Source organism: Actinomadura latina NBRC 106108 (assembly GCF_001552195.1).
Lineage (GTDB): Bacteria > Actinomycetota > Actinomycetes > Streptosporangiales > Streptosporangiaceae > Spirillospora > Spirillospora latina.
In genome coordinates this window covers 478,092-505,065 of the sequence record NZ_BCQS01000003.1, presented here as the reverse complement: position 1 = coordinate 505,065, position 26,974 = coordinate 478,092, and the positions used below count along the sequence as shown (strand labels likewise).

Here is a 26,974-nt window from a genome sequence, read left to right as displayed (position 1 = left end):
GCCGAGCCACTACCTTCGTCCGGACATTCAGAGAGTTCTCATAGAACCCGCCCGCCCCTGGCGGTCACTCCCCGGCGGTGGCATCGGGGTCTCGGTCCAGTTCGAGGTCCTGGTAGGAGCGGGGATCTTCGAGAGGCTCGACGTGGGTGAAGACGGTGGCGTGCGGCAGCGAGCGGCGAACGTCGTCCTCCACGGCCTCGGCGAGGTCGTGGCCCTGCTGGACGGTCCAGTCGCCGGGGACGAGGATGTGGAACGAGACGAACGCGCGGCGCCCCGACTGCCGAGTGCGCAGCGCGTGGAAGTCGACCCCGTCCCGCGTGAAGGACGCCAGCACGTCGTTGACCAGCCGCCGCTCGGCGGAAGGGAGGGCGCGGTCCATCAGGCCGCCGGCGGAGCGGCGGATCAGCATGGTGCCGGTGTAGACGATGTTGACGGCGACGATGATGGCGATGACGGGGTCCAGGCGCTGCCAGCCGGTGACCGCGACGGCGGCGACACCGGCGATGACGCCGACGGAGGTCCACACATCGGTCATCAGGTGCTTGCCGTCGGCCTCCAGGGTGATCGACCGGTGGCGGCGTCCGGCCCGGATCAGCACCAGCCCGACGGCCAGGTTGATCAGTGAGGCGACCGCCGACACCGCGAGGCCGACGCCGACGTCCTGGATCGGCTGCGGGTGGAGCAGCCGGTCGACGGCGGTGCCGACGATCCCGATGGCGGCAACGAAGATCATCATGCCTTCGGCGCCGGCGGAGAAGTACTCGGCCTTGGTGTGCCCGTAGGCGTGCTCCTCGTCGGCGGGCCTGCCCGCCCACCGCAGCGCGACGAGCGCGACGAGGGCGGCGACCAGGTTCACCACCGATTCGAGGGCGTCCGACAGGAGTCCGACCGAACCCGTCAGCAGCCAGGCACCGGCCTTCAGGGAGATGGTCGCGACGGCGGCGCCGACCGACAGCCACAGCAGCCGCGTCAACCGCCGCTGCCGGTCGGCGGCGCCACCGGACGGAACCGTGAGTGAGGCGCCCAACGAGTGCTCCTTGGTACTTGGTACTTGGTAGGGCCGCACCGCTCCGGTGAATCGAGCGGCCGTTCATGGACGTGCAGGCGGGACCTTCGCCCCTGAAGGCCGGTGCTCGGTCGCCCTACGCTGGGCAGTGACAGCGCGAACGCCGGCCTCCGGGCCGTCTGCCCGGGGCCGTGTGCCGCACACGTCCACGGGAAGGAGGGGCCATGCCCCCGCACTGCGACTCACTGGATGGACCCGTCGTCACCGCCGCGCGCCAGGCGTTGGAATCCGATGACGTGCGGGTGGTCCTACCGTACGTGCCCCTCCGCGACGAGGACGAGATCCGGTCGGTGTTCGAGAGCGTGCGCGAGGCCCGAGGCTCGGACGAGCCGGCTCGCGACGTGGCGGACCGCCTGTTCTTCGAGACCGTCGTCCGTCTCCACCGCATGGGCGAGGGCGCCCCGTACACCGGGCTCAAGCCGGCCGGGCTGTCGGTCGGGCCGGTCATTCCACTCGCCGAACGCGCCATCGAGGCCGACTCGCCGAAACCCGTGGCGGAGTACCTCACCGAGGCGCTGAACCAGCAACTGGAGCGCAGGCTCGCGGAAGTGTCGAGGCTGGCCTCCGTCAAGGACCGGTCCATCGCCGATGCCCGGGCCTACGTGGAGGCGATGCTGGGCTTCCAGGTCTACAGCCACCACCTGTGGAAGGCGATGGAGGCCCCGGCGCACAGCGAGCACAACGGCGCCGGACACTAGCGGGCTCGGGCCGTCCCCCGGCCCTCAGCTGGTATTTCGTACGTTTCCGGCGGGGCGGACGGGACAGGTTACGGCCTGTGGGGCAACCCATCAGGGGAGGGAACATGCTGATCAGCAACGTGTACCGGCCGGGCGTCCTCAGCTGCCGGGCGGAGGACCGGCTGGACCAGGTGGCGCGGCGGATGGTGGAGGACGACGTCGGCGCCCTCGCCGTCCTCGACGGTGAGCGGGTCGCCGGGATCATCACCGAGCGGGACATCGTCGGCGCGCTGGCCGCGGCGGCGGACCCGGCGTCCCGGGCCACGGCGTACGCCTCGACCAGGCTCAAGACCGCCGCGCTGGACGAGGACTCGCGCGAGGTCGCCCGCCGGATGCTGGAGGAGGGCATCCGCCATCTGCCGGTCGACGACCACGGACGCCTGGTCGGCATGGTGTCGATGCGCGACCTGCTCGCTCTGGAGACATGGGCGCTGTGACGTCCGGCCGCGACGCGGGCGCCGGGCACGGAGACTTGTGCCTGGTCACGGGCGCCAGCGGCTACATCGGCGGGCGGCTGGTCCCCGAGCTGCTGGACGCCGGTCGGCGGGTGCGGTGCATGGCCCGTTCGGCGCGGCGGCTGCGCGACTACCCGTGGGCCGGGCGGGTGGAGATCGTGGAGGCCGACGCCACCGATCCGGAGGCGACCCGGCGTGCGCTGGAAGGCGTCGACGTCGCCTACTACCTGATCCACGCGATCGGCGGCGCGGGCGGTTTCGCCGAGAACGACCGCCGGGCGGCCCGCACGTTCGCCGGCGCGGCGCGGGACGCGGGGGTGAGGCGGCTGGTCTACCTCGGCGGCATGACTCCGGAAGAGGAGCTGTCGCCGCACCTGCGGTCCCGCGCCGAGGTCGGCAAGATCATGCTGGACAGCGGCGTGCCCACGGTGTGGCTGCGCGCCGCGGTGATCATCGGCTCGGGTTCGGCGTCGTTCGAGATGCTGCGCCACCTCACCGAGCGGCTGCCGGTGATGGTCACGCCGCGGTGGGTGCGCACCCGGATCCAGCCGATCGCGATCGGGGACGTCCTGCACTACCTCGTGGCGTCCGCGGACGTGCCCGCCGAGGTGAGCCGCGGCTTCGACATCGGCGGACCGGACGTGCTCACCTACGCCGGCATGATGCGGCGGTACGCCGCGGCGGCCGGGCTGCGCGGGCGCGTCATCGTCGCGGTTCCGGTGCTGAGCCCGTGGCTGTCGAGCCTGTGGGTGGGGGTCATCACCCCGGTCCCCGGCGCTCTCGCGCGTCCGCTGGTGGAGTCGCTGCGCAACGAGGTCGTGTGCACCGAGAACGACATCGCCGGGTACGTCCCGCCGCCGCCGGACGGGCCGACCGGGTTCGACCGCGCGGTCGAACTGGCGCTGCGCCGGGTCCGCGAGGCCGATGTGGCGACCCGCTGGTCGTCGGCCAGCACCCCGGGCACCCCGAGCGACCCGCTGCCGACGGACCCGGACTGGGCCGGCGGCAGCCTCTTCAGCGACGACCGCTCCTGCCGGGCGGACGCCCCGCCGGAGCGGCTGTGGGAGGTCGTCGAGGGGATCGGCGGAGAACGCGGCTGGTACTCCTTCCCGCTCGCCTGGCGGGCACGGGGCGTCATCGACCGGCTGGTGGGCGGGGTGGGGCTGCGGCGGGGCCGCCGTGACCCGCGCCGGCTCCGCATCGGGGAGACGGTCGACTTCTGGCGCGTCGAGGAGGTCGAGGCCGGGCGGCTGCTGCGGCTGCGCGCCGAGATGCGGCTGCCCGGCCTGGCCTGGCTGGAGTTCAGGGTGGCGGCGGAGGACGGCCGCGCCCGGCTGGAGCAGCGGGCGCTGTTCCACCCGCGGGGCCTCGCCGGCCACGCCTACTGGTGGGCGTTGCGGCCGTTCCACGACCGCGTCTTCGGCGGGATGTGCCGGGGCATCGCCCGCGCGGCCGGGCCACCGCGGCCGGACGGGCCCGCCGGGCCGCGCCGGCGTGTGCGCGCGCGGACGCATTCCGCACCGTAGCCCCTGGACGGCTGGGAGACCTGGACGGGCGGCACACGGGACGGACGGCACACGATGTCGTTCGTCCTCACCACCGACGCTGTCGACCAGGTTCGGCTCACCGGCCGGGCCATCAACGCGGAGTACTGCCCCTGCCCCCTCACCCGCCGGGGCGCGTGAGGGGGCGCTGCCGCACCGGCGGCACACCGGCCGCGGCAGTCAGCACGGAGTCGATCAGCATGTGCAGGTGGGAGCGGAACCGGTCGACGGCCTCCGGGGTGCGGCGGGTGCGGTGGCCGTGCGGCAGCGGAGTCGTGCCGCGCCAGCCGGCGGACGTGTCATCGTCGCCGGGGACGCCGTAGGTGACGAAGCCGGTCATGGTCCAGACCAGCGTCCACAGCATGTAGTCGACATCGACGCTCGGCGGCATCAGCGGCCGTACGGCGTCGCCGACCAGGTTCGTCAGCGGCCGATGGTACTGGGCCTCCAGATCGGCGCTTCCGGCGGCGTCGCCCAGCCACCGGTGCAGCCACAGCCGCGGGATGTGCGGATGCGACAGATGGAAGTCCAGGTAGGCGTCGAAGAAGTCGTGCAGGCCCTGCAGGGTCAGCGGCACGGTGATGGCCACGTCCTCCAGCATCGCCCGTTCCGCCTCATGCGCACGGCGCATGATGGTGTGGTAGAGCTGGAGCGTGCCGCCGGTCAGTTCCATCATCGTGGCGGCGTCCACCCCCGCGGCTTCAGCGATCATGCCGCCGGTCGTCCCGTCGAACCCGAGCTCGGCGAACAGCCGCGTCGCGACCTCGATGATCCGCTCTCGCGGAGATTCCTCCCCCATGGCAACAGCCTAGGAACCGCGTGCGCCGCGCTGCCCTGTCACCGGGTACGCAGACGGCAAAGGTAACGCCACCCAGTTCGGATGCTGCGCGGTTCACGCACACCTATGACGCTCCGGCCGAGCTCGTCTGGGAGCTGCTGACCACTGCCGCCGGCCTCGGGGAGTGGTTCGCCCCCGCCTCGCCTACCTGTCCCTGATCGCCGCCGCCTCCGGGCACGTCTCGTTCCGGCCGTCCGGCCCCGGTGCTACTGCCCTGGGGCCGGACGGCCGGAACGGCGCCAGACGGTGCCGATCTGAGTGCCGGCCCAGACGGTGGTGGTGTGCGGCACACGGGCCATCGAGTACGCGGTCACCCTGATGGGCGGGGTGGCGCGGGTCCAAAAGACGCCGTCGAAGTGCAGCAGGTGGGACGTGTCGTACGGGCTGGACAGCCAGACGCCGCCCCGCCCGTCGGAGGCCATCGAGCCGAGGAAGCCGACCGCGGACATCGGGCGCACCTCGCCGAGAGGGTCGGACGGGCCGGGAATCCGGTGGACGGTGAACCCGGAGCCGTCCCAGTGGTGCAGCGTCGGCGGCGGGAACAGCGGGTGCTGCTCAAGGGCGTAGAACCAGACGTCGTCGGGCGCGGTGTACTCGATCTGCAGGATCCAGTGCGCGTAGGTCGTCCCCCACGGCATGCGCGTCCACCCGGTGCCGTCGAAGTGCCAGAGCGGGGTCGGGCCGGTCTGCGATTCGCCCATTCCGCCGACCCAGACGTCCGAGGCGGTTCCGGCGGCGATGGCGTTGAGCCCGGACGGCTGCTCCAGCGTGAGCGTGTTCGCCCACCGGCCGTGCCGGCGCACGGACACCGTCGTCGCGTCCCCGGCCATCCCGGTCGCCCACAGGGCGCCCGTCCGGTCCAGGTCGATGGCCTGGAGCACCGTGCCGGCGGGACTGGACGCCGTCGCCCAGCGCCGGCCGTCCCAGTACAGCAGGTCCGTGCGCTCCTGGGGGTCCGGGCCGGCGGCGACGGCCCAGGCGCTCGCGGCGTGCCGGGCGCGGACCTCGTTGACGGCCGCCAGCCCCTCGGGCAGCGCGGCCCGCGTCCAGCCGCGCGGGGTCCCGTGCAGCATGACGGCACGCTGACCTGGCTGGAACACGTTCTCGGCGCCGCCGGTGAAGACGTGCGCCGGGTCCGGGGCGGCGATGCCGGTCAGGTTGCCGCGGCCTTCCAGCGGCGGGATGGGCACATCGGCCCATTCGCCCGGCGGCGGGCCGGCGGCGCGGGCGGTGCCGGTCAGCGGTCCGGCTACGGCGGCGCCGAGCAGCGCGGCGCCGCCGAAGGCGAAGGTACGGCGGGAGGGGCGGGGTGTCGGACGATCCACGGCGTCTCCTCGGGAGGGCGGACACTCATCGCCAGTATTTGCTGGCAAGGTTCGCCCGCTCCACACCCTGACCGGTTGCGGTCAGCGATCAACCCCGTCCCAGGAGTGCCCGGCGAGCCTCGTCCGGACGCCCCGCAGGCGTCCGGCACACGCGGGAACCAAGGTCAGAAGGGGAAATCGCGGTCCTGGTCGCGGACGGTGATCCACTGGAGTTCGCAGAACTCCTCGGCGGCGAAGCCCAGCCCGAAGCGGCCCCAGCCCGTGTCCTTGACCCCCCCGAACGGCATCTGCGGCTCGTCGTTGACGGGCTGGTCGTTGACGTGGACGATGCCGACGTCGAGCGCGGCCGCCAGGCGGAGGCCGCGCGGGCGGTCGCCGGTGATGACCGAGGCGACGAGGCCGAAGTCGGAGGCGTTGGCGCGGGCGACGGCCTCCTCGGCGGAGTCGACCGTCTCCAGCACGACGACCGGGCCGAACGTCTCGCCCTGCGCGATCTCGGCCTCGTCCGGGACGTCGGCGAGGACGGTGGCCGGGTAGCACGGTGGTTCGGGGACGCCGCCGGCGAGGACGCGGGCGCCGAGCCCGACCGCCTCCCGCACGCGGCGGTCGATGAGGGCGAGGGCCCACTCGTTGATCACCGGGCCGATGACGGTGGCCGGGTCGGACGGGTCGCCCACCGGCAGGGCCGAGGCCCTGGCGGCGAACCGGCCGGCGAACTCCTCGGCCAGCGGGCGCTCGACGTAGACGCGCCGGGCGCACATGCAGACCTGCCCCTGGTGGACGAAGGCGCCGAAGGTGGCGGCGTTCACCGCGTAGTCGAGGTCGGCGTCGCCCGCGACGATGAGCGGGTTCTGCCCGCTGAGCTGGAGCACCACCCGCTTCAGGTGGCGGCCGGCCTTCTCCGCGAGGCGGCGGCCGGTGGGGGTGGAGCCGGTGAAGTTGATCCGCTTGACCAGCGGGTCGGCGAGCAGCGCGTCGCCGATGCCGCCCGCTTCGCCGGGGGCGTGGGTGACGACGTTGAGGGCCCCGGCCGGCAGGCCCGCCTCGTGCAGGATCTCCGCCCAGAGCGCGCCGCCGGTGTACGGGGAGTCCTCCGACGGTTTCAGCACGACGGTGTTGCCGAGCGCGAGGGGGCCGATGATCGCCCGTCCGGCCAGGGTGAGGGAGGCGTTCCACGGGGCTATCGCCGCGACCACGCCGACGGGGCGGCGGACGGCCATCGCGGTGGTGCCCTCGACGTCGGACGGCAGCAGCTCCCCCGCCGGGCGGTAGGCGAGCTGGGCGGCCTGGCGGAGCAGCTTGATCGCGAAGCCGAGCTGGACGCCGCCGAAGGTGCGGCCGCAGCCGGTCTCGGCGGCGAGCGCGGCGAGCACCTCGTCGCCGCGCCGCTCCAGGATGTCGGCCGCGCGCAGGAAGACCAGCTGGCGCCGGTGCGGCAGCGTCCGCGCCCAGCCGTCGAACGCCGCGTGGGCGGTGGCGACGGCCCGGTCGGCGTCCTCGATGTCGCCGGCGGCGACCTCGCCGAGCTTCTCGCCCGACCACGGGGAGAGGTTCGGGTACGAGCGCCCGGAGGCGGAGTCCGCCCAGTCGCCGCCGATGAAGTGTCCGACGCGCGGCTTGCGCCAATCCGCCATGGGGCCCGTTCTCCTCGCTCGCGTCGCCGGCTACGGCCTAGAAGATTGCCATCACGGGTCCATCGGTCAAAAACGTTCGAACATATGGAACGATCAAGCCGTATCCTGACCGCTGTGACCGATGACCACCCCCCGAGGCGGCGCATACCGGCCGACCCCTCCTTCTCCGCCTCGCTGGACCGGGGGCTGCGCATCCTGTCCGCCCTCACCGGCGACCGCTCGGTGCTGGGCGTCGCCGACCTGGCGAGGGCCGTCGGGCTCAACAAGAGCACGGCGCACCGCTACGTCGCCACGCTGACCAAGCTGGAATACCTCCAGCAGGATCCGGAGACCAGGAAGTACTCCCTCGGCCCGCGCGCGGTGGACCTCGGGTTCGCCGCGATCGACTCCATGGAGCTCACGAGCACCGCCGGCCCGCCGCTCCAGGCGCTGGCGGACGAGACCGGCTACACGGCCAGCATGGGGCTGAGCGACGGCCTCGACGTCGTCTACGTCGACCGCAGGCGCAGCGGACGGCGCAGCGCGCTGGCCATGGACCTCAACCTGCACGTCGGGTCGCGCCTGCCGGCCTACTGCACGTCGATGGGCAAGGTGCTGCTGGCGTACAAGGACGCGGCGGAGCTGCGCCAGCTCCTCGACCGCACCGACATGGCCCGCCGGGGGCCGAAGACGATCACCAACCGGGAGCAGCTCACGGCGGCGCTCGCCAGGGTCCGGCAGAGCGGCGTCGCGGTCAACGACGAGGAGCTCGCGCCGGGTCTGCGGTCGTTCGCGGCGCCGGTGCGCGACCGCTCGGGCTCGGTCATCGCGGCGGTCAACGTGGCCGTCCACCTGACGGTCGCGCCCGCGTCCGTGGAGGCGCTGGCGGGACGCGTCGAACCGCCGCTGCGGCGCGCCGCCGCCGAGATCTCCCGGCGGCTCGGGTATCGCCCCACATCAGAGTCTCGTTCCACATAGCAAAGTTGCGTTCGAACTCTCGGAACGACCTGTTGCTCCTCTCGTAAACGGCTCGTACGGTCACCCCAACTTTCGCCATCCCGGCCGTGACCAAGGAGTTCAGCGTGAGCGAGATCTCGGCACGCGGTTTGAACCGCCGTTCCTTCCTCAAGACGGCCGCCGTCCTCGGCGGCGGGTCGCTGGTGAGCGCGTGCGGCGGGCTGAAGGGCACCGGCAGCTCGTCCTCGGACGTCCTCAAGATCGGATACGTGAGCCCGCAGACGGGCCCGCTCGCCGGGTTCGCCGCCGCCGACAACTTCGTGGTCCAGCAGATCCAGAACGCGCTCAAGGGCGGCTTCACCTCCGGCGGCAGGAAGCGCCGGATCGAGATCGTCGTCAAGGACACGCAGTCCAACCCGAACCGCGCCACCGAGGTCACCCGGGAGCTCATCAACAGCGACAAGGCCGACCTGATCGTCGGGTCGTCCACCCCGGACACCACCAACCCCGTCGCCGACCAGTGCGAGGCCAACGGCATCCCGAACGTCACCACGATCGCCCCCTGGGAGGCGTGGTTCCACGGCCGGGGCGGCAAGGACGGCGAGGGCTTCAAGTACACGACGCTGTTCTTCTTCGGCATGCAGGAGTTCGCCGACTGCTTCTTCCCCATGTGGGACCGCATGGACGTCTCCGGCAAGAACGTCGCGGCGCTGTGGCCCAACGACACCGACGCCAACGCCTTCCGCAAGGGCCTCGGCCCGATGATGAAGAAGGCCGGCTACACCCCGGTCGACGGCGGCGCCTACCAGAACGGCGCGACCGACTTCACCGCGCAGATCGCCAAGTTCAAGGACTCCGACGCCGAGCTGTTCACCTGCACGCCGATCCCGCCGGACTTCCAGACGTTCTGGAAGCAGTCCCGGCAGCAGGGCTTCAAGCCGAAGCTGGCCACGGTCGCGAAGGTCATGCTGTTCCCCTCCGAGGCCGAGGCGCTCGGGCAGCTCACCGACAACATCGCCACCGACTTCTGGTGGAGCCCGGCGCACCCGTACAAGTCCGTCCTGGACGGCCGGAGCGCCAAGCAGCTCGCCGACGACTTCGCCGCGTCCACCGGCAAGCAGTGGACGCAGGCGCTCGGCTCGGTGTACTCGCTGTTCGAGATCGCCGTCCAGGCGTTCAAGGACGCGGGCGACCCGAAGGACCGCGACGAGGTGGCGTCGAAGCTGCGCACGATGAAGATCGAGTGCATGAGCGGGAAGCTGGACTTCACCGCCGGCCCGCAGCCCGGCATCGCGATCCAGCACCCGGTCGGCGGGCAGTGGCGCAAGGGCGACAAGTTCCCCTGGGACGTCGTCATCGTGGACAACACGGCGAACAAGGACGTCCCGATCGGCGGCGACCTCAAGCCCACCAACGCCTGATGGCCCAGCCCCCCATGACGCAGCCCCCCATGACGCAGCCGCTCCTCCACCTGGACGGCGTCACCAAGAGCTTCGGCAAGGTGACCGTCGCCAAGGACCTGACGCTCCGCGTCGAGGCGGGCGAGGCCCTCGGCATCGTGGGGCCGAACGGCGCCGGCAAGTCCAGCCTGTTCGCGATGATCTCGGGCGACCTGCGTCCCGACGCCGGCGCGGTGCGGTTCGGCGGGCGCGACGTCACGGGCGTCCCGCCGCACGCGCGCACCCGCGCCGGGGTCGGCCGCACCTACCAGGTGCCGAGGCCGTTCGAGCATCTGACCGCGTTCGAGAACGTCCTGGTCTGCGCGTACCAGGGCGCGGCGCTGAAGGGCCGGCGGGCGCAGGCCCACGCCATGGACGTGCTGGACCGCACCGGCCTCGCCGACCTCGCCAACACCCCGGGAGGACGGCTCACCCTGCTCCAGCGCAAGCGCCTGGAGGTGGCCCGCGGGCTGGCGACGTCCCCGCGGCTCCTGCTGCTGGACGAGGTCGCCGGCGGGCTGACCGAGCCGGAGGTGCTGGAGCTCGTCGCGATCATCAAGGACCTGCACGCCGGCGGCCTCGGCATCGTCTGGATCGAGCACGTCGTCCACGCCCTGGTCAGGACCGTGGGCCGGATGGTGTGCCTGGCCGGCGGCGACCTCGTCGCCGACGGCGCGCCCATGGACGTGCTGGCCGACCAGAAGGTGCGCGAGCTGTACCTGGGCGGCGGCCCGGAGACCGGCCTGGCCGACGAGGAAGAGGGTGAGGGTTCGTGACGCTGCTGTCGATCCGCGACCTCACCGTCCACCACGGCCAGTTGCGCGCGGTGGACGGGCTCAGCCTGGACGTCGAGAAGGGCGAGGTCCTGGCGATCATCGGGGCGAACGGCGCGGGCAAGTCCACGCTGCTGCGCGCCCTGGCCGGGCTGAACCTGCCGACCTCGGGCTCGGTCCTGCTGGACGGCCGCGACATCACGCGGCTGCCCGCGCACAAGCGGGTGGCGGAGGGGATCGCCCTGGTGCCGGAGGGACGGCGGCTGTTCCACTCCCTCACCGTGGAGGAGAACCTGCTGGCGGGCGCCTACCGCAGGCGCCCCGGGCCCTGGACGATCGCCGCCGTCCACGAGCTGTTCCCGTGGATGGCCGACCGGCGCGGGCAGAGCGCGTCCCAGCTTTCGGGCGGCGAGCAGCAGGCGGTGGCCATCGGCCGGGCGCTGCTGTCCAACCCCGATCTCCTGCTCATCGACGAGCTGTCGCTGGGGCTCGCCCCGGTCATCGTCCGGCGGATCTACGAGCTCCTGCCGGAGATCGTGGGCGTCGGCACCACCGCGCTGATCGTCGAGCAGGACGTCTCGCAGGCCATGCGGGTCGCCGACCACGTGCACTGCCTGCTCGAAGGCCGGTCGGTGCTGCGCGGACGGCCCGCGGACCTGACGGCGGAGCAGGTCGAGCACGCGTACTTCGGCATCGGCGCCACGCCCGGCGCGGACACCGCCGCCGACACCGACACCGGCACCGCAGCCGGGACGGGCACCCGGGCGGCGCTCACCGGCCAGGAAGGAAACGAGTGACATGGGCTGGCTCAACGCCGTCGTCCAAGGGGTGCTGCTCGGCGGCCTCTACGCGCTGTTCGCGGCGGGCCTGTCGCTGATGTTCGGCGTCATGCGGATCGTGAACCTGGCGCACGGCGACCTCTCCGTGGTCGCGGCGTTCCTCGCGCTGGCCCTGGTCAGCGGGACCGGGCTGCCGCTGTGGGTCGTGCTGGCGGTGACCGTCCCGCTGTTCGCCCTGCTCGGCTACCTGACCCAGCGGGTGCTGCTGCAGCGCAGCCTCGCCGCCGGGCCGCTGGCCACCCTGCTCGTCACGTTCGGGCTGTCGATCGTGCTGCAGAACGTCCTGCTGGAGACGTTCTCCGCCGACACGCGCACCCTCGACGGCGGCTCCTTCGCCACCGGCTCGTTCGAGTTCACCGAGTCGATCTCGGTCGGCTACCTGTCGGCGGCCACGTTCCTGCTGGCGTGCGGCGCGCTGATCGGCATCCAGGTGTTCCTGTCGCGCACCGGCCTCGGCCGGATGCTGCGCGCCTCGTCCGACGACCGCGAGACCGCGAGCCTGATGGGCGCCGACAGCAGGCACGTGTACGGCATCGCGACCGCCATCGCGTTCGCGACCGTCGCGCTCGCCGGGCTGATGTTCGCCATGCGCTCCTCGTTCGACCCGTCCATCGGCCCGTCCCGGCTGATCTTCGCGTTCGAGGCGGTCGTCATCGGCGGGCTCGGCTCCCTGTGGGGGACGCTGCTCGGCGGCATGGTCCTCGGCATCACGCAGTCGCTCGGCGCGCAGGTCGACCCGGCGCTGACGCTGCTCGCCGGCCACCTCGTCTTCCTCGCCGTGCTGGCCTTCCGGCCGCAGGGCCTCCTCACGGGACGGACCGCATGACGATCTCCGAGATGGTGACGGCCCGCGCGGCGGGGGCCCTGCAGGTGGGCCGCGCCGCCCGCTCCTCGAAGCTGTCGTCCGCCGTCATGGCGGTGGGGACGGTCGTGCTCGTCGCCCTGCCGTTCCTCGTGTTCAGCTCGGTCACCGACGCGATGGTCAACCTGTTCGTGCTGATCGCGCTGGCGAGCATGTGGAACCTGCTCGCGGGCTTCGGCGGCCTGGTCTCGGTGGGCCAGCAGGCCTACGTCGGCATCGGCGCCTACAGCCTGATCGCGCTGGCGGACCTGGGGGTGCAGCCCTACCTCGCGGTCCCGCTGGCCGCGGTCACGTGCGTGGTCTTCGCCCTGCCCACCTCGTGGCTGGCGTTCCGGCTGCGCGGCGACTACTTCGCCGTCGGGACGTGGGTGATCGCCGAGGTGTACCGGCTGCTGGTGGTGCGGGTCGGCAGCCTCGGCGGCGGCAGCGGCAAGGGGCTGACCGGGCTGTCGGGCATCGGCCAGACGCTGCGCGGCGCCCTGACGTACTGGGTGGCGCTCGCGCTGGCGCTGTGCACCATCGCCGGCTGCTACCTGCTGCTGCGCGGCCGGCTCGGGCTGTCGCTCATGGCGGTGCGGGACGAGGAGACCGCGGCCGGCTCGGCGGGGATCGACGTGCGGCGCGCCAAGCTGCTGGTCTACCTCGTGTCGGCGGCCGGGTGCGGCGCGGCCGGCGGCGTGATCACGGTGAGCTCGCTCAGCGTCAACCCGGACTCGATCTTCAGCGTGCAGTGGTCCGCGTACATGATCTTCATCGTGGTGATCGGCGGCATCGGGTTCGTCGAGGGCCCGCTGCTCGGCGCGGTCGTCTTCTTCGGCCTGCAGCAGCTGCTCGCCGACTACGGCTCCTGGTACCTCGTCCTGCTGGGCGGCGTCGGCATGGCGGTGGCGATGTGGCTTCCAGGCGGGTTGTGGGGCCTCATTCGCGGAAGGACGGAAATGAGCCTCTTCCCCGTCGGCTATCACGTGCGGAGGCCGGATGTCGCTCAGTGAATCGGCCGCCGCCCTCGCCGCCGGGCGGCTGTCGCCGGTCGGCCTCACCGAGCGGATGCTGGCCGTGATCGAGGCCACCGAGCCGTACGTGCACGCCTACGCCACGGTCACGGCGGACGAGGCCCGCGCGCGGGCCGCCGAACTGGAGCGGGCCGGGAGGCGCGGCCCGCTGTACGGCGTACCCGTCGGGATCAAGGACCTGATCGACACGGCGGGCGTCCGCACCGCCTACGGGTCGCCGCGCTTCACCGGCCACGTGCCGGTGCGGGACGCGGAGGCCGTGCGGCGGCTGCGCGCGGCGGGCGCCGTGATCCTCGGCAAGCACACCACTCATGAGCTGGCCTGGGGCGGACGCACCGACAGCGCGTTCTTCGGCCCCACCCGCAACCCGTACCGGCGGGACCGCATCCCCGGCGGCTCGTCCGGCGGATCGGCCGCGTCGGTCGTCGCCGGCAGCTGCCTGGGAGCGGTCGGCTCGGACACCGCCGGGAGCGTGCGCATCCCCGCCGCGCTCAGCGGCTGCGTCGGATTCAAGCCGTCCCGCGGCCGCGTCCCGCTCGACGGGGTGCTGCCGCTGGCCCCGTCCCTCGACCACCTCGGCGTGCTCGCGGCCACGGTGGACGACGCGGCGCTGCTCATGTCCGCGCTCACCGGGCCGGTGGGCGGCTCGCCTGCGGCGCCGCGGGTGGGCTGGCTCGGCGGCTGGTTCGACGCGGTCCTGGCGCCCGAGGTGCGCGCGGCCCTCGCCGCCACCCGCGCCCGCCTCGAAGAGCACGGGGTGCGCGTCGAGGACGTCGCCGTCCCCGGCGAACCGCGCATGCCGGAGGCGGTCCTGAACCGGATCGTCGCCGAGGCGGGCGCGTTCCACCGGGACGCCTTCGAGCGGGACCCCGCCCTGTTCGGCCCCGACATCGCCGAGCTGATGCGCATGCCGCCGCGCACCGCCGGGCAGGCCGAGCAGGACGAGGCGGCGATCGGCCGCATGGCGGCGTTCGTGGAGCGGGCGCTCGGCGCCTACGACGTGCTGGCCGGCGCCACCGTGCCGATCACGGCGCCGCCGATCGGCGCGATGACCGTCGCGGCCGGAGGCCGCGAGTGGCCCGTCGAACTCGTGCTGACCCGGCTCACCTCGCTGTTCAACGCCGCGGGGCTGCCCGCGATCTCGGTGCCGGTGGCCCTGCCGGACGGCCTGCCCGTCGGGCTCCAGCTCGCCGGGGCCGCCGGGCGCGACGGCGCCGTCCTCGCCGCGGCCCGCCTCGTCGAACGGCTGACCCCGCGGCTGCCCCGTCCGGACTTCAGGAGCTGCACCGCCAGGGCCGCTTCCCCATCGACCGGCTCGTGCGCTTCTATGACCTGGCCGACATCGACCGGGCGCTCGGCGACAGCCGGCGCGGCGCGGCGCTCAAACCCGTGCTCCGCATGAAGCACTGACACACGACAGAAGAAGGAGGAACCGCCCGTGGGACTGCTCGACAGCGTCGACTGGCAGGGAAACATCTTCAAGAACGGTGCGTGGACGGCGGCGTACGGCGGCGACTACCCCGTGGTCGAGCCCGCCACCGGCGCCGAGCTCGGCCGGATGGGGCAGGCCACCGCGCAGGACGTCGCCGAGGCCGCCGCGAGCGCCGCCGAGGCGCAGCGGGAGTGGGCCGCGCTGCCGCACACCGCCCGCGCCGCCGTCCTGCGCAGGGCCGGCGACCTGTGGCAGCGGCACGCCGAGGAGATCAGCGGCTGGAACGTCCGCGAGGTCGGTGCGGTGCCCGGCATCGCCGGGTTCGCCCTGCACGTCGCGGCCGAGGAATGCTACGGCGCGGCGGGCCTGCCCGCCCTCGCGATCGGCACGATCCTGCCGTCGGAGGAGCCGCGGCTGTCCCTGGCGCGCCGCATGCCGGCCGGCGTGGTCGCGGTGATCTCGCCGTTCAACGTGCCCATCATCCTCGGCATCCGCTCGGTCGCCCCGGCGCTCGCGCTCGGCAACGCCGTGCTGCTCAAGCCCGACCCGCGCACCGCTGTCACCGGCGGCACGCTGATGGCCCGCGTGTTCGAGGAGGCCGGGCTGCCGCCGGGCGTCCTGCAGATGCTGCCCGGCGGCGCGGACGTCGGCGAGGCGCTGATCACCGACCCGAACGTCCGGGTCATCTCGTTCACCGGCTCCACCCCGGTCGGCCGCCGCATCGGCGAACTGGCCGGCAAGCACCTCAAGCGCGCCCATCTGGAGCTCGGCGGCAACTCCGCCCTGCTCGTCCTGGACGACGCCGACGTGGACGCGGCGGTGAACCTCGCCACCTGGGGCTCGTTCTTCCACCAGGGCCAGATCTGCATGACCACCGGCCGCCACCTGGTCGCCGACCGCCTCTACGACGACTTCGTGGAACGCCTCGCCGCCAAGGCCGGCGCCCTCGCGGTCGGCGACCCGGCCGGCGGCGACGTCGCCCTCGGCCCCGTCATCGACGCCGGCCAGCGCGACAGGATCCACGGCATGGTCACCGCGAGCGTCGACCAGGGCGGGAAACTCGCCGCCGGCGGCACCTACGAGCAGCTCTTCTACCGTCCCACGGTGCTGGCCGACATGCCGCTGACCGCGCCCGCGTTCGCCGAGGAGGTCTTCGGCCCGGTCGCCCCGGTCACCCGCGTCTCGTCCGTCGCCGAGGCGGTGGAGCTGGCCACCGCCGGCGAGTACGGCCTCTCGCTGGGCATCGTGACCCGGGACGCGATGCGCGGCCTGGCCGTCGCCGAGCAGATCCCGACGGGGATCGTCCACATCAACGACCAGACCGTCAACGACGAGGCCAACGCCCCGTTCGGCGGCGTGCGGGCGTCCGGCACCGGCTCCCGCTTCGGCGGCGCCGCGGCGAACGTCGAGGCGTTCACCGAGACCCGCTGGATCACCATGCGCGGCGAGCCCCCGCAGTACCCGCTCTGACCGCGAGGCTCTCGCCGTGTCTGCCGTGTCTGCCGCGTCTGCCGCGTCTGCCGCGTCTGCCGCGTCTGCCGGGCGCGCACGGCGAGAGCCGGAGATCTCGGTGACGGATCAGCCTGTACTCCGGGCGCGGCCGGGCGGTGCGGTGGCCGGGTGCGGACAGGACGCTTCCGCTCCCGGCGGCGGCGCGTGACTGTAGTCGCCGGGGGGCGTGCGGAAGTGCCCGGCGGCGCCGGGCCCGCCGTTCCGCGGGGGTTTGCGATGAGCGTGCTCATCACGGTCGACGAGGTGCCCGTGGCCGACCGGTCCGAGTTCTTCCGGCAGATGACGGCGACGACCTGGGTGCCGATGGAGTGCCGTCCGCCCGGGCACTGGGCCGGGTACCGGGGGGAGTTCCGCGCGAGCGGGTTCGGGCCGATGCAGGCGGTCGCGATGGACATCATGCCCATCACGGTGAGCCGCACGCCGAAGCTGATCTCGCAGGCCGACCCCGACCTGCTGAAGGTCTTCCTGGTGTGCGGGGGCGGCCGCTGCGGCATCGGCCAGGGCGGACGGCAGGCCGTCCTGTCGCCCGCCGAGTTCGCCTTCTACGACACCCGGCGCCCCTACGAGGTGGTCTGCGGAGTCGACGACCGGCCGACGCGGGTCATGACGTTCATGTTCCCGCCGGCGCTGCTGCCGCTGTCGCCCGGCCGGGTCCGCGGGCTGACCGCCGTCCGCGTGCCGCCGACGACCGGTCTCGGCGACCTCACGTCGCAGTTCCTGCTCCGGCTGGCCCGCAACATCGACCACCTCAGCCCCGCCGAGGCGGCCCGGGTGTCGGCCGCCGCGCTGGAGGTGCTCGCGACGCGGCTGGCCCGCGAGCTGGACGTGCGGGACTGGGGTACGCCGGAGGCCCGGCGGCACGCCCTGCTCACCACCGTCCAGGGCTTCGTCCAGCAGCACCTGGGCGATCCGGGGCTGACCCCGGCGGGGATCGCCGCCGCCCATCACATCTCCGTGCGCACCCTCCACCAGCTCTTCCACGACGAGGGCCTGACGGTCGCGGGCTGGATCAGGCGGCGCCGGCTGGAACGGTGCCGCGGCGACCTCGCCGACCCGGCGCTCGCCGCCCGCCCGGTCGCGGCCATCGCGGCCCGGTGGGGGTTCTCCAGCGCGGCCGACTTCAGCCGCGCGTTCCGTGCCGAGCACGGGCTGCCGCCGTCGGAGTACCGGAGGTCCGCGCGCATTGCCAAGGGCTCCGCGCGCTAGGCCAACGACAGCCGCGCCCCGTCCGGCCACGCTTGCCCTACAGCGAACGTACGGGGAGGAAAAGCGATGACATATCCGTTCGCGGACCGTGCCGCCGAGGACGAACGCCTGGTGGCGCAGGGCAGGCTCTTCGACCCGCTCACCCGGCGCGTCCTGCGCCATGCGGGGCTCGCGCCCGGCATGCGCGTGCTCGACCTCGGCAGCGGCGCGGGCAACGTGGCCAGGGTCGCCGCCGAACTGGTGGGACCGGACGGCGCCGTGGTGGGCGTCGAGCGCGACCCCGCGGCGGCCGAGCTCGCCCGGCGCCGCACGGACGCGCCCAACGTCGAGTACCGGGTGGGCGACGTGCAGACCCTCGACGGGATCGAGGACGACTTCGACGCCGTCGTGGGCAGGCTCTTCCTGATGTACCTGCCGGACCCGGCGGCGGTGATCCGCGGCGCCGCCGCGCACGTCCGGCCCGGCGGCCTGATCTGCATGCACGAGGCCGACCTGGCCTACCTGCCGGCCGTCCCCGAGACGCCCCTGTGGAACCGCGCGCACGGATGGTTCCTGGACGCGCTGGAGAAGGCGGGCTTCGAACCGCGCATGGGCCCGGCACTGTTCACGGCCTTCCGCGAGGCCGGCCTGCCCGCGCCGCGGTTGCAGGTCGAGACGTTCGCCGCGGGCGGGCCGGACGCCCCCGCCTGGGGCTGGGCCAACGTGATCGGCGCGACGGTACCGCTGATGGAGCGGACGGGCATCGCCTCCCACGCCGAGGTCGACCCCGCCACGCTCGCCGACCGGCTGCTGGCCGACACCCTCGCGCACGACGGCTGCGTCTTCGGCCCGCCGATGACCGGGGCCTGGACCACCGCACCATGAGGACGGCGATGAGCTCCGACGCACTGGACGTGCGGGCCGTCCGCCGGCACTTCGCGTTCCCCGGGCTCGGCCGGATCCCGACGAACAACGCGGCGAGCACCCAGCCGCCGCGCGAACTGGTGGACCTCTACCGGGTGCTCGCGCCGGGGTACGAGAACGTCCACCGGGGGCAGTCCACCGCGTCGCGGGAGATGACCGCGCTGTTCGAGGACGCCTACGACACGATCGCCCGGTTCATCGGCGCGCCCGGCCGCGAGTGCGTCGCGCTGTACCGCAACGCGACCGAGGCCATCAACGCGGTCATGTACTCGCTGCTCACCGAGTTCCGCGACGGCGACAACATGGTGACCACGCTGATGGAGCACAACTCCGACTACGTCCCGTGGCACGCGCTGTGCCGGGAGCTGCTGCCGCGTCTCGGACGCCGGGTGGAGCTGCGCCTCGCGCGGTTCGACCCGCGCACCGGGGAGCTCGACCTGGCGCACCTGGCCTCGCTGATCGACGCGCGCACCAAGCTGGTCTGCTGCACCGGGGCGTCCAACTTCCTCGGCACGCGGGTCCCGCTGCCCGCCGTCCGCGCGCTGGCCGGCGGCAGCGGCTACCGGCAGCCGGGCGGCGAGCGGCGGTCCCTGCTGCTGGTCGACGCCGCCCAGCTCGTGCCGGGGACCTTCGTGGACGTGCGCGCCCTCGACGTCGACTACCTGGCGTTCTCCTTCCACAAGCTGCTGGCGCCGTTCGGCGTGGGCGTCCTGTACGGCAAGGCGCACCTGCTCGCGGCCGCGCCGCCCTTCCTGTACGGCGGCGACATGATCGCCGAGGGGCGGGTGTTCCCCGACCGCGTCGACTACAACGCGCTGCCCTGGAAGTACGCCGCCGGGACGCCGAACATCCTCGGGACGATCGTGTCCGCGCAGGCGCTGCGCGTCCTGCTGGACCTGGCGCTGTCACCGGACCGGCCGGCGTACTTCGGGACGGCCGAGCCCATCGGCCGGGCCGCCGTGCACGCCGCGATGGACCGCGTGTCGGCCTGGACCCGGCGGCTCACGGCGCACGCGCTGGACGCGCTCGGCGCCATCGACGGAATCACGGTCTACGGGCCGCGGGACCCGTACCGGCGCACGTCCCTGGTGTCGTTCAACCTCGCGGGACGTGATCCGGTCGGGGTGGCGGAGGAACTGAACGCGAGGGGCGTGGAGTCGCGGGCCGGGTGCCACTGCGCCACCCTCGCGCACCACGCGCTCGGGCTGACGCCCCCGGCGAGCTGCCGCCTCAGCTTCTACCTCTACAACACCCTTGAGGAGGTGGACGCGGCCGTACAGGCGGTCGCGTCCATCGCAGCAGGGGACGCGCGCAACGATCCGGTGCCAGCATGACGCGGGCGGGGTTCGGCCAGGAGCGGAGTCGGCGGACGCGATCGGGGCGATGCTCCGCGTCTCTCGATCGCGCGTAGGGAGAGGCCGGGCGTCGCCTTGGGTTGGCGGATGGCCAATAATGCCGGTCATGCGTACCAGCGGGGTGGGGGCCGGGCCAGGGCCCGCGGAGTTCGGTCCGGGGACGGCGCAGCGCTGGGCGTGGGGAGTCGCCGCCTTACTGCTCGCCGGAGGCGTGGCGGCGTCGACCCTTCTCCTGCCCGACGTTCTTCTCGTCGTACTGGTGTCGGCGACCCCGCTCGCCCCCATCGTGGTCGGCGGGCTCGTCGGGCGGATGCGGCCGCCGACCTCGGTGGCGCAGGACGGGATCCGCTGCCACGCGGTCTTCTCGGTCCAGTTGCGGCGGCAGTTCGTGCCGTGGCCGGCGATCGCGCGGGTCGACGTCCGGAAGCGGGGGCGCCGGGCCTTCGCGATGCTTCAGCTGACGGACGGCGGCCGGATCGTCCTCCAGCACCCCGCGGGCCGGCGGGTGCACGAGGCGGTGGCCTTCATGCAGCGGCAGCACCTGGCGGCGTGCGGCGGAAGGCCGCCGGCGGTCGACCGGGTCCCTCTCCCCTGGCGCCGGTTGCGCATCCCGGTGCGGGTGGTCGCGGTCGCGCTGCCCGTTGCCGGCGTGGCCGGGCTGGTGGCGTGGATGTCCGCCGAGGCGGGGGGCATGAGGTCCCCCGACGATGTCGCCGCCTGCGACCAGATCCCCCGGCAGGTCGTCACCCGGATACTGCCGGAGGGAAGCGCGCACGGTTACGGCAACCGGGCGGCCTGCCGGTGGAGCGGCGATTCGACGCGGGAGAACGCCACCTGGATCGACTTCCACATCGGCTCCTGGACGCCGTCCCACTCCGAGCGGTCCTACCAGGAGACCCTGAAGGCGATGCGGGCCGCCGGGCGCACACCGCACCTGCTGCGGGACGGCGACGCCTACACCATGGCATGGCGGGACAGCTGGGGATTCACCGCTCACGGAAGGGCGCACGTGAAGGGGTATCTGGTGGTCATCGCGCTCCACAGCGGGCGAGCGGCCTCCGTGGACGAGGCGGAGCGGCAGGCCGCCGCCGTCCTGCGTGCGGTGCTGGAGAGGCTGGCATGAGGCTGAACAGGCGCGAGAGCGGACTGATCATGGGCATGCTGATGCTGTCGGCGTTCCTGTGGGCGCCGTTTCTGACGATCAAGGCCGCCCTCGGATCGGACGACGACGAACTCGTCCCGCAGCGGACGCCGCTGGTCGATCTGTGCATCTGGTTCCCGTACCCCAAGGTCGCGCAGTTGGTGCCCGAGCCGCGCGCCCCCCTCTCCCAGTCCATCTTCTACGGAGTGGTGCAGTGCGACTGGGCCAGTGCGGACGACCGCACCCTGTTGAGCTTGAGCGCCTACCGTCCGTCCGGGGCGCTGACCCGCGAAAAGGAGTCGTCCGAGGTACTGGACTTCTACAGCCGGGCGCTGCCGGACGACGGCGAGCCCGCCGGGATCGGTGAGATGAGCACGGTCGGCGTCCGGCAGGAACCGGACTACGCCGAGGCCCACGTCGTCGTCCGCGACGGCCTGCTCGTCACGCAGGTCACCTACCGCGTGCCGGGCAAGGGGGCCGGCGTCGCCGCCCAGGCCAAGGAGGCCGCCGTCGAACTGCTGCGCCTGCTGCCTCCCAAGGGCCGCTGACCAGGGTCAGCTGAGCCGCGCGACTCCCAGTACGGGTCGCGCGGCCGCCGTCCGAGTGTCACATGGGCCGGTGGGCCAGGGCGCGCTCCAGCCGCTCCTGGGCGCGGGCCGCCTGCCGGGCGCGGTAGGCGATCGGCATGTACCGGACGCGTTCCGGCAGCAGCGGCGTGCTCCGCCCGATGACCTGCGCGACCAGCCGCAGCCGGCGCTCGTCCGCCGCGCTCCACGACAGTCCGAGCTTCTCGCGCGCCGCCTCCGGCAGGGTGCCGACCGTGATCAGCCGTCCGAGCCGCCCACCGGCCTCGCTCAGCGGGGCGACCGCGGGGCGCAGCAGCTTCGGCACGTTGGGCGGGACCTCGCTCATCTGGGCGAGGACCTCGTGCGCCACCTTGTGCGGGACGAGGGTGTTGGCCACCATGTCGTCGAAGTAGTCCCAGTACTCCGGGATGCTCGCCGGGAGCATCCGCTCGGGCACCCGCAGGATTCGCCCGAGCTGGAGGAACTCGTCGAAGATCCGCTGCTCCTCCTCCTGCGTCATCGGCGCGGGAGCGAAGTACCTGGACGCGGTGACGGCGGCGTAGAAGCCGGTGAGGTGCACCCACGCCCAGGGTTCGGCGGACAGCGCGTGATGGCGCGTCCCCTCCTCGTCGACCGCGCTGAGCGACTTGTGCATCTCGCGCAGCCGCTTGCCCTCCTCGATGGCGGTCCGTCCCCCGTAGACCCAGGTCTGCACCGACGCGAAGCTGCGCGCCGCGCGGCCGAGCGGGTCGGTGCGGAAGCTCGACCGCTGGTCGACCACGGTCCCGATCGCGGGGTGCATCACCTGCAGGATGAACACGCTGTTGCCCGCGATCGCCGACGTGTAGAGCCCCATCTGCTCCCACATCAGCGACCCGGGTCCGAACGGGACGGGCTCGTCGCGCCGCTCCGGCCCGGCCGACCGGGTCGCGGGCGTCCCATCGGTCACCGTCATATGCGATACCTCCTGAAAAGCTCCTCCTGTAAGTTGAACGCGAATAAGGAGTCGCTTACAAGTCGCGTTTGATAGGGAACCGCCGATGGCCTCCTCACCCGGGCTTTCGCCCCGCAGAACCCCCACCCAGGACCGTTCGCGCCGGACGGTCGAACGCATCATTGAGGCCGCCACTCGCGTTCTGTCGGAACGCGGATACGACGGCGCGTCCACCAACCGGATCGCCAAGGCCGCAGGCATCAGCAACGGGTCGCTCTACCAGTACTTCCCGAACAAGGACGCGATCGTCATCGCCGTCCTGGACCGCTTCGCCGACCACCTCGCCGACCGCCTCGGCACCGAGATCGAGGCCACCATGCGGCTCCCCTGGGAGGACGCCGGCCGCGCGCTCCTCGACACGCAGATCCGCCTGTTCGAGGAGGACGCCGACCTGCTGCGCATCATCGTCGAGCAGGTCCCGCGGCTCGGCCCGTTCGACAAGCTCGCGTCCCTGCAGCGGCGGCTGACCGACCTGATCCGCGTCTACCTCCTGGTCAACCGCGCCGAGTTCCGCGACGACCTCGACATCGACGCGACACTGTGGATCATCACCGAGACCGTGGGCCTGCTGTCCATCAAGTACGTCCTGGACCGCCCGCCCATCCCCCACGAGCGCATGGTGGACGAACTCGCCCAACTGGTCATCGGCTACATCCGGGGACACGCGTGAGCTCCGCCGGGGAGCCGGCCGGGCAGTGCCGGCCCCCCGGCGGGGCCTCGCGGTCCGGCCGCCGCTACGCCGGGACCGTCCATTTCTGGTTCGCTCCGCCGGTGCAGGTCCAGATCTGCAGCCGGCTGCCGTCTGCGGCATCGTTGCCGGTCACGTCCAGGCATTTACCGGAGTACGCGTTGACCAGGTCGTGGCCGGAGGTGTACGTCCATTGCTGGGACGAGCCGCCGTGGCAGTCCCACAGATGCGTCCTGGCGCCGTCGGCCGTGCTCGGGCCCTCCACGTCCAGGCATTTGCCGAGCGCGCGGAGTGTCCCGTCGGCGGCGCGGGTCCACTGCTGGGCGCCGGTGCCGTTGCACGTGTAGAGCTGGACCGGCGTCCCGTTCGCCGTGTTCGCGCCGGCCACGTCGACGCATTTCCCGGCGAGCCCGGTGATCTGCCCGGTGCCCGGTTGCGGTCCCGACTGCGTGCCGGACCAGGTGAAGGTCGCCGTGGTGCGCGCGGGCAACGTGTAGGTGAACGACTGGCCGCCCCACACCACGCGAATCGCCTGCGCGGACGTCCCGCCATTGTGGGCGATCAGGGCCTTGGAACCGTCGGGGTTGACGTAGGCGACGTTCCGCACGGTCGAATCGGCCGTGGAATCGATCCGGTACGCGCCCGGCTTCACGAACTTGGTCAGGTGGCCCATCGTGTAGTACTCGATGGTGTAGTCGACCTGACCTGCCCGGGAGCCGCCCTCTTGGACGGTGACGAGCCCGGTGCAGGTGCCGCAGCCGCCATTGTGCGGCCCCATGTTCTGGTTCAGCGCCAGGCTCCATTTCACCTCGGCGCTGGACCAGTTGCGGGCATGCTCGATGATGTCGCCCATATCTTCGTTGTGCTGATCGCCGACCCAGGTCCCGCCAGAGTGCTCGGTGTTGAACTGCGTCATGGACGGATACTGGTCGTGCACCTGCGTGCCCACAGCCGGGCTTCCGGCGTAGTCATGCCATCCGATACCGGCCGACAGTGGGTCGTTCCGAAGCGTCGAATCAGCGACGATCTGTGACCCGAAACTCCCGTAGTCCCCGTAGTTCCAGTCGAAGTGGATGACCTTCGTGCCGACCCCGGCGGCCCGGAACGCGGGATACACATGGTTCTTGGTGAACTCCACCAGGCCGGACGGGTTCCACGACATCCCGGGATAGTTCATCGCCGTGGGATTACCCGCCTGACAGCAGTTCGGCTCGTTCTGCACCGAGAGGTAGTCCACCGGAACGCCGGCCGCCTGATAGGACTGAATGTACTTGACCAGGTACTGGGCGTACGTGGGGTAGTACTCCCATTTCAGCCAGCCCATCTGGTCCATGCGGCCGTTGTCCTTCATCCAGCCCGGCGCGCTCCACGGCACCCCCATCACGTGCAGTGCGGGGTTGAGCTGCTTCGCCTGCTGCGTCAGCAACCGGACATTCGTGTCGTATCCGTTGGCGCCGAAGTCGTTGAGATCGCAGCACGTGTCGTCCAGCGAGACGTTCCCCGGACGAGATAGATCGGAGGCTCCGATCGGATTGCGGACGAACGACAGCCCGATGCCGTCCACCGGATCGAAGAGCCGCCGCATCACCGCGTCCCGCGTGGCGGCATTGATCGCCCCGCCCCGGAACAGGTAGGCCGTCGTATCCGTGATCGACGCGCCGCCGCCCACGAACCGCTGGTAGCGCACACCGTCGTCGACGGCGATCGTGTGCGCCGCGCCCGGACTGCCCGACGCGAAGCTGATCGACGGCTGCCGCTCCAGCCCGCGGGTCACGACCCGCCCCCCGGAGTCGGGCGTCGTAGTGAGGTAGACGTTCACGGTCTCGCCTGCGGCGAGCGCCGGCCGCGCGACGGGCACCGCCGGGGCCGCGGCGAGAGCGACCACGAGGCCGCCGGCCGCGAGCAACCGTCGTGGACTTCGCTGCGCAGGTGGGGGGCTGCCTGCAGTGGGCATCGATGCACTCCCTCGGTGGGACGGGGCGGAACCGCCGCCGGACGCTGCCCGTACACCCGGCGCGGCTACAGGAAGGAAACCTTGCACTGAGACCCGTGTCAATGACTTGGAGCTACTTTCTCCAAACCTTAGAAAAAGTACTGTACGCACCCCCGCGCCGGATACCGTCCACTCCAGGTCACGCGCCATACGCCCCTTCGCGCGTCGGGAACGTGCTTACCCGGGCGAGCTCCGGCGGCCGGCGTCCGGGCGGTCCAGGTGGTAGTCGGCAGGGTTCAGGTGGCGGGTTCGGCGGCGGTAGCCGGTCATGTAGCCGGGCCAGTTGTTGGTGTTGCGGTGGTCGGTGTCGAGGTACCAGCTGTCGCAGCCGCCCTGGTTCCAGACGGAGGTGGCCAGGCGCTGCTGGGCGGCGGCGTCGAAGCGGTCGAGGACGTCGGCGCGGACGTCCAGGGACGTGACGCCGGAGGCGAGCAGGCGTGCGGCCTGGACGATGTAGGCGATCTGGCTTTCGAGCATGTGGACGATGGAGCCGGAGCCCACGTTGGTGTTCGGCCCGTACATGAGGAAGAAGTTCGGGAAGCCGGTGACGGCGAGGCCGAGGTAGGCGCGGGCGCCGTTCTTCCAGGCCGCGTTGAGTTCGGTGCCGTGCAGACCGGTCACGCGCATGGGGGCGATGAAGTCCTGGGAGCGGAAGCCGGTCGCCCAGATGATGGTGTCGGCGCGGTGGTGGGCGCCGTCGGCGGTGCGGACGCCGTCCGGGGTGACTTCGGTGATCGGGTGGTCGACGACGTGCACGTTGGGCCGGTTGAGGGTCGTGTAGTACTCGCTTGAGGTGAGGATGCGCTTGCAGCCGGGCTCGTAGCGGGGCGTCAGCCGGGCGCGCAGGTCGCGGTCACGGACGGAGCGGAGCGCGAACCGGCACAGCGCGCGGATGTGCGCCGACAGCAGGCGGCGGCCGTGCGGGGTGACGAGGGCGGGGTTGAGCAGCAGCTCGAACCACAGGAAGATGCCGAGTCTCGACAGCTTCTGCGTGACGGGCAGGCGGCGGTTGAGGGCCTGGCGCCAGCGCGGGTAGACGCGGTCGGGCTTGCGGCTGATCCAGTGGGCTTCGAGCTGGAAGACGGTGAGGCCGGCGGCGTCGGGGGCGATGCGCGGGACGAACTGGATGGCGCTGGCGCCGTTGCCCACGACGGCGACGCGGGCGCCTTTCAGGTCGTGGTCGTGGTCCCAGCGGGCGGAGTGGAAGACCTTGCCGGTGAAGACGTCCAGGCCGGGCAGGCTGGGGACGGCCGGATTGCTGAGCTGCCCGCAGGCGGCGACCAGGAGGTCGAAGTCGTGCGAGGCTCCGTCCCGGGTGTGCAGGCGCCATCGGCCGGGCGGCAGGTACTCGGCGTGGACGACCTCGGTGCCGAACCGGAAGTGCGGCGACAGCCCGTACTTGGTGGCGCAGTGCCGCAGGTAGTCGAGGATCTCGGGCTGCTCGGCGAACCTGCGCGACCAGTCGGGCTTGGGTTCGAAGGAGTAGGAGTACAGGTGGGACGGGGCGTCGCAGGCGGCACCGGGGTAGGTGTTGTCCCGCCAGACGCCGCCGAGGCCGGTGGCCTTCTCGAAGATGGTGACATCGGTGAAGCCGGCTCTCCGGAGGCCGACGGCGAGGCCGATCCCGCTGAACCCGCTTCCGACGATGGCGATCGATGGCCGTCCGCGCCCCATGTGCGGCTCCCCGGGGTCGTCATTACCGACACTCATGTCGGTTAGGGTG

Annotated in this window: 24 protein-coding genes; 17 read left to right on the top strand and 7 right to left on the bottom strand. The window is 72.4% G+C overall.

Annotated features, from left to right (window positions below):
- Positions 1–64 precede the first annotated feature (64 nt).
- Entirely contained in the window at positions 65–1,027 is a 963-nt protein-coding gene (locus AL2_RS03145) for a cation diffusion facilitator family transporter (protein ID WP_067628908.1), read from the bottom strand.
- Between the two features lie 203 nt (positions 1,028–1,230).
- On the opposite strand from AL2_RS03145, the gene AL2_RS03140 reads away from it, so the two are divergent.
- The 3 genes from AL2_RS03140 (at position 1,231) to AL2_RS03130 (ending at position 3,784) form a co-directional block, all read left to right on the top strand.
- The gene (locus tag AL2_RS03140; protein ID WP_247611693.1) at positions 1,231–1,764 is read left to right on the top strand and encodes a DUF6448 family protein; all 534 of its coding nucleotides are present in this window, start codon (positions 1,231–1,233) and stop codon (positions 1,762–1,764) included.
- A 104-nt stretch (positions 1,765–1,868) separates the two neighbouring features.
- A complete protein-coding gene (locus AL2_RS03135; RefSeq protein WP_067628906.1) occupies positions 1,869–2,240 on the top strand; it encodes a CBS domain-containing protein in 372 nt (123 codons plus the stop codon).
- Positions 2,228–3,784 carry an SDR family oxidoreductase gene (locus tag AL2_RS03130; protein WP_083945881.1) on the top strand — a complete coding sequence of 519 codons (1,557 nt, stop codon included), beginning with the start codon at positions 2,228–2,230 and terminating at the stop codon, positions 3,782–3,784. The genes AL2_RS03135 and AL2_RS03130 overlap by 13 nt, the downstream gene beginning before the upstream one ends.
- Before the next feature lie 139 nt (positions 3,785–3,923).
- On the opposite strand, the gene AL2_RS03125 is transcribed toward AL2_RS03130, so the two are convergent.
- The 3 genes from AL2_RS03125 to AL2_RS03115 all read right to left on the bottom strand — a co-directional run bounded on the left by AL2_RS03125 (position 3,924) and on the right by AL2_RS03115 (position 7,599).
- On the bottom strand, positions 3,924–4,601 hold the full coding sequence (locus AL2_RS03125; RefSeq protein ID WP_067628904.1) for a TetR/AcrR family transcriptional regulator: 678 nt from the start codon (positions 4,599–4,601) through the stop codon (positions 3,924–3,926).
- Positions 4,602–4,846: 245 nt separating this feature from the next.
- Positions 4,847–5,965, bottom strand: coding sequence for a hypothetical protein (locus tag AL2_RS03120; RefSeq protein WP_067628903.1), 1,119 nt, complete (start codon positions 5,963–5,965; stop codon positions 4,847–4,849).
- 164 nt (positions 5,966–6,129) lie between these two features.
- Positions 6,130–7,599: an aldehyde dehydrogenase family protein gene (locus AL2_RS03115; protein ID WP_067628901.1), complete on the bottom strand. Its 1,470-nt coding sequence runs from the start codon at positions 7,597–7,599 to the stop codon at positions 6,130–6,132.
- Positions 7,600–7,713: 114 nt separating this feature from the next.
- Between AL2_RS03115 and AL2_RS03110 the strand changes: the two genes are divergently transcribed.
- The 13 genes from AL2_RS03110 (at position 7,714) to AL2_RS03050 (ending at position 21,558) form a co-directional block, all read left to right on the top strand.
- Positions 7,714–8,556: an IclR family transcriptional regulator gene (locus AL2_RS03110; protein WP_245666274.1), complete on the top strand. Its 843-nt coding sequence runs from the start codon at positions 7,714–7,716 to the stop codon at positions 8,554–8,556.
- A gap of 104 nt (positions 8,557–8,660) precedes the next feature.
- Positions 8,661–9,956 carry an ABC transporter substrate-binding protein gene (locus AL2_RS03105; protein ID WP_168444533.1) on the top strand — a complete coding sequence of 432 codons (1,296 nt, stop codon included), beginning with the start codon at positions 8,661–8,663 and terminating at the stop codon, positions 9,954–9,956.
- 29 nt (positions 9,957–9,985) lie between these two features.
- Positions 9,986–10,750, top strand: coding sequence for an ABC transporter ATP-binding protein (locus tag AL2_RS03100; RefSeq protein ID WP_067628899.1), 765 nt, complete (start codon positions 9,986–9,988; stop codon positions 10,748–10,750).
- Positions 10,747–11,544: an ABC transporter ATP-binding protein gene (locus tag AL2_RS03095; RefSeq protein WP_083945879.1), complete on the top strand. Its 798-nt coding sequence runs from the start codon at positions 10,747–10,749 to the stop codon at positions 11,542–11,544. The genes AL2_RS03100 and AL2_RS03095 overlap by 4 nt, the downstream gene beginning before the upstream one ends.
- 1 nt (position 11,545) lies before the next feature.
- Positions 11,546–12,412, top strand: a complete 867-nt coding sequence (locus AL2_RS03090; RefSeq protein ID WP_067628897.1) for a branched-chain amino acid ABC transporter permease — start codon at positions 11,546–11,548, stop codon at positions 12,410–12,412.
- Positions 12,409–13,440: a branched-chain amino acid ABC transporter permease gene (locus tag AL2_RS03085; protein ID WP_083945878.1), complete on the top strand. Its 1,032-nt coding sequence runs from the start codon at positions 12,409–12,411 to the stop codon at positions 13,438–13,440. The genes AL2_RS03090 and AL2_RS03085 overlap by 4 nt, the downstream gene beginning before the upstream one ends.
- A complete protein-coding gene (locus tag AL2_RS03080; protein ID WP_067628894.1) occupies positions 13,427–14,863 on the top strand; it encodes an amidase in 1,437 nt (478 codons plus the stop codon). The genes AL2_RS03085 and AL2_RS03080 overlap by 14 nt, the downstream gene beginning before the upstream one ends.
- Before the next feature lie 36 nt (positions 14,864–14,899).
- A complete protein-coding gene (locus AL2_RS03075; RefSeq protein ID WP_067628892.1) occupies positions 14,900–16,363 on the top strand; it encodes a benzaldehyde dehydrogenase in 1,464 nt (487 codons plus the stop codon).
- Between the two features lie 258 nt (positions 16,364–16,621).
- Positions 16,622–17,611 (top strand): helix-turn-helix domain-containing protein, encoded by a 990-nt coding sequence (locus AL2_RS03070; protein WP_067628890.1) that lies wholly within the window; start codon positions 16,622–16,624, stop codon positions 17,609–17,611.
- A gap of 66 nt (positions 17,612–17,677) precedes the next feature.
- Entirely contained in the window at positions 17,678–18,475 is a 798-nt protein-coding gene (locus AL2_RS03065) for a class I SAM-dependent methyltransferase (RefSeq protein ID WP_067628888.1), read from the top strand.
- An 8-nt stretch (positions 18,476–18,483) separates the two neighbouring features.
- A complete protein-coding gene (locus tag AL2_RS03060) occupies positions 18,484–19,848 on the top strand; it encodes an aminotransferase class V-fold PLP-dependent enzyme (RefSeq protein ID WP_067628886.1) in 1,365 nt (454 codons plus the stop codon).
- 127 nt (positions 19,849–19,975) lie between these two features.
- Positions 19,976–20,992 carry a PH domain-containing protein gene (locus tag AL2_RS03055; RefSeq protein WP_168444534.1) on the top strand — a complete coding sequence of 339 codons (1,017 nt, stop codon included), beginning with the start codon at positions 19,976–19,978 and terminating at the stop codon, positions 20,990–20,992.
- The gene (locus tag AL2_RS03050) at positions 20,989–21,558 is read left to right on the top strand and encodes a hypothetical protein (protein WP_067628882.1); all 570 of its coding nucleotides are present in this window, start codon (positions 20,989–20,991) and stop codon (positions 21,556–21,558) included. Before AL2_RS03055 ends, AL2_RS03050 begins: the two co-directional genes overlap by 4 nt.
- Positions 21,559–21,616: 58 nt before the next feature.
- Here the strand turns inward: AL2_RS03050 and AL2_RS03045 are convergent, their stop codons facing one another.
- A complete protein-coding gene (locus AL2_RS03045; protein ID WP_067628878.1) occupies positions 21,617–22,531 on the bottom strand; it encodes an oxygenase MpaB family protein in 915 nt (304 codons plus the stop codon).
- 85 nt (positions 22,532–22,616) lie between these two features.
- Here AL2_RS03045 and AL2_RS03040 point away from each other — a divergent pair, with 85 nt between their 5' ends.
- Positions 22,617–23,240, top strand: a complete 624-nt coding sequence (locus AL2_RS03040; protein WP_067628876.1) for a TetR/AcrR family transcriptional regulator — start codon at positions 22,617–22,619, stop codon at positions 23,238–23,240.
- Between the two features lie 64 nt (positions 23,241–23,304).
- On the opposite strand, the gene AL2_RS03035 is transcribed toward AL2_RS03040, so the two are convergent.
- Entirely contained in the window at positions 23,305–25,212 is a 1,908-nt protein-coding gene (locus AL2_RS03035) for a lectin (protein WP_067628874.1), read from the bottom strand.
- Positions 25,213–25,428: 216 nt separating this feature from the next.
- Positions 25,429–26,961 carry a flavin-containing monooxygenase gene (locus AL2_RS03030; RefSeq protein ID WP_245666272.1) on the bottom strand — a complete coding sequence of 511 codons (1,533 nt, stop codon included), beginning with the start codon at positions 26,959–26,961 and terminating at the stop codon, positions 25,429–25,431.
- Between the last annotated feature and the right edge of the window lie 13 nt (positions 26,962–26,974).

Coding starts and splice junctions, on each gene's coding strand:
- AL2_RS03140 (WP_247611693.1), top strand. CDS start 1,231: ATGCCCCCGCACTGCGACTCACTGGATGGACCCGTCGTCACCGCCGCG.
- AL2_RS03135 (WP_067628906.1), top strand. CDS start 1,869: ATGCTGATCAGCAACGTGTACCGGCCGGGCGTCCTCAGCTGCCGGGCG.
- AL2_RS03130 (WP_083945881.1), top strand. CDS start 2,228: ATGGGCGCTGTGACGTCCGGCCGCGACGCGGGCGCCGGGCACGGAGAC.
- AL2_RS03125 (WP_067628904.1), bottom strand. CDS start 4,601: ATGGGGGAGGAATCTCCGCGAGAGCGGATCATCGAGGTCGCGACGCGG.
- AL2_RS03115 (WP_067628901.1), bottom strand. CDS start 7,599: ATGGCGGATTGGCGCAAGCCGCGCGTCGGACACTTCATCGGCGGCGAC.
- AL2_RS03100 (WP_067628899.1), top strand. CDS start 9,986: ATGACGCAGCCGCTCCTCCACCTGGACGGCGTCACCAAGAGCTTCGGC.
- AL2_RS03090 (WP_067628897.1), top strand. CDS start 11,546: ATGGGCTGGCTCAACGCCGTCGTCCAAGGGGTGCTGCTCGGCGGCCTC.
- AL2_RS03085 (WP_083945878.1), top strand. CDS start 12,409: ATGACGATCTCCGAGATGGTGACGGCCCGCGCGGCGGGGGCCCTGCAG.
- AL2_RS03080 (WP_067628894.1), top strand. CDS start 13,427: ATGTCGCTCAGTGAATCGGCCGCCGCCCTCGCCGCCGGGCGGCTGTCG.
- AL2_RS03070 (WP_067628890.1), top strand. CDS start 16,622: ATGAGCGTGCTCATCACGGTCGACGAGGTGCCCGTGGCCGACCGGTCC.
- AL2_RS03065 (WP_067628888.1), top strand. CDS start 17,678: ATGACATATCCGTTCGCGGACCGTGCCGCCGAGGACGAACGCCTGGTG.
- AL2_RS03060 (WP_067628886.1), top strand. CDS start 18,484: ATGAGCTCCGACGCACTGGACGTGCGGGCCGTCCGCCGGCACTTCGCG.
- AL2_RS03055 (WP_168444534.1), top strand. CDS start 19,976: ATGCGTACCAGCGGGGTGGGGGCCGGGCCAGGGCCCGCGGAGTTCGGT.
- AL2_RS03050 (WP_067628882.1), top strand. CDS start 20,989: ATGAGGCTGAACAGGCGCGAGAGCGGACTGATCATGGGCATGCTGATG.
- AL2_RS03045 (WP_067628878.1), bottom strand. CDS start 22,531: ATGACGGTGACCGATGGGACGCCCGCGACCCGGTCGGCCGGGCCGGAG.
- AL2_RS03040 (WP_067628876.1), top strand. CDS start 22,617: ATGGCCTCCTCACCCGGGCTTTCGCCCCGCAGAACCCCCACCCAGGAC.
- AL2_RS03035 (WP_067628874.1), bottom strand. CDS start 25,212: ATGCCCACTGCAGGCAGCCCCCCACCTGCGCAGCGAAGTCCACGACGG.
- AL2_RS03030 (WP_245666272.1), bottom strand. CDS start 26,961: ATGAGTGTCGGTAATGACGACCCCGGGGAGCCGCACATGGGGCGCGGA.